The 1,465-nt window shown below is 69.7% G+C and carries 1 protein-coding gene; it reads left to right on the top strand.

Going from position 1 to position 1,465, the window contains the following annotated elements; all coding sequences use genetic code 11:
- Window positions 1–1,465 (top strand): AMP-binding protein (locus ACFZDC_RS41985; protein ID WP_391332372.1); only part of this gene is annotated, 1,465 nt, incomplete at both ends.

The following is a 1,465-nucleotide window of genomic DNA, read 5'->3' as shown; positions in this document are numbered from 1 at the left end:
TCCTCAACCCCGACCGCTCCCTGGCCCGCCACCCCCTCTTCCAGACCATGCTGGTCTTCCAGAACGTCCCCGAGGCCAGCATCGACCTGCCCGGCGTGCGCAGCACGATGGAGGCGGTCGAGTCCGACTCCATCAAGTACGACCTCGCGTGGACCTTCTCCGAAAGGCACGCCGCCGATGACTCCATAGCCCTGGACGGGCACCTCCAGTTCAGCCTGGACCTGTTCGACCGGGCCACGGTCGAGGCACTGGTGGAGCGGCTGCTGCTGGTGCTCGAGGCGATGGTCGCCGACCCGGCGGCCCGGATGAGCACCATCGACGTGCTGGGCGAGGCGGAGCGTCAGCGCGTTCTCGTGGAGTGGAACGAGACGTCGGTGGGGGTCGAGCCGTCGACGCTCCCCGACCTCGTCCAGAACCAGGCGAAGTTGACCCCCGACGCCGTCGCGGTGGTCGCCGATGGCGTGGAGTTGTCGTATGCGGAGCTGAACGAGCGGGCGAATCGCCTGGCCCGGTTCCTGATCGGGCGTGGCGTGGGCCCGGAGCGCTTCGTGGCCGTGCAGATGCCGCGGTCGGTGGAGCTGGTGGTGGCGCTGCTCGCGGTGGTGAAGGCTGGTGGCGCGTACGTGCCGGTCGACCCTGGTTACCCCGCGGAGCGCAGGGCGTACATGATCGCTGACGCGGCGCCGGTGGCGGTGCTGACGCTGGACGGTGTGGACGTGGGCGATGTCGGGGGGACCGACGTGGTGGTCCTGGACGATCCCGCGGTGGTCCGGCAGGTGGCGGAGCTGTCGGCGGCGGACGTCACGGACGGCGAGCGCAGTGAGCCGCTCCGGGACGAGCACCCGGTCTACGTCATCTACACCTCCGGCTCGACCGGCCGCCCCAAGGGTGTCGTCGTCGAGCACCGCAGCGTGGTGGACTACCTTTCCTACACCCGCAAGACCTACCTCGCTGCCCAGGGCGTCGCGCTGGTGCACTCCCCGGTCGCCTTCGACCTGACCGTGACGGCGCTCTACACCCCGCTGGTGTCCGGGGGCCGGATCGTCCTGGCCGGCCTCGAGGGCGAGGACACCGAGACGGCGGCGCTCCTCGGCGAGACGCCCAACACCTTCCTCAAGGCGACGCCGAGCCACCTGCCGTTGCTGGAGAACCTGCCCGCGCCCTACTCACCGTCCGGGCACCTGCTGCTCGGTGGCGAAGCCCTGCACAGCGAGGCACTGCACAAGTGGCGGACGCAGCACCCCGACGCCGTCGTCAGCAACGTCTACGGGCCGACCGAAGCCACGGTCAACTGCACCGAGTTCCGCATCGAACCGGGTCACGAACTCCCCGACGGCCTGGTGCCGATCGGCCGTCCCCAGTCCAATGCACGGGTGTTTGTGCTGGATGGTGGTCTGCGTCCGGTGGCTGTGGGTGTGGTGGGTGAGTTGTATGTGGCGGGTGCTGGTCTGGCCCGGGGGTATTG

Origin of the sequence: Streptomyces sp. NPDC007905, assembly GCF_042959345.1 — a bacterium.
Taxonomy (GTDB): domain Bacteria; phylum Actinomycetota; class Actinomycetes; order Streptomycetales; family Streptomycetaceae; genus Streptomyces.
Note: the sequence above shows the minus strand (reverse complement) of the source record. Positions and strands in the feature narration are given on the sequence as shown.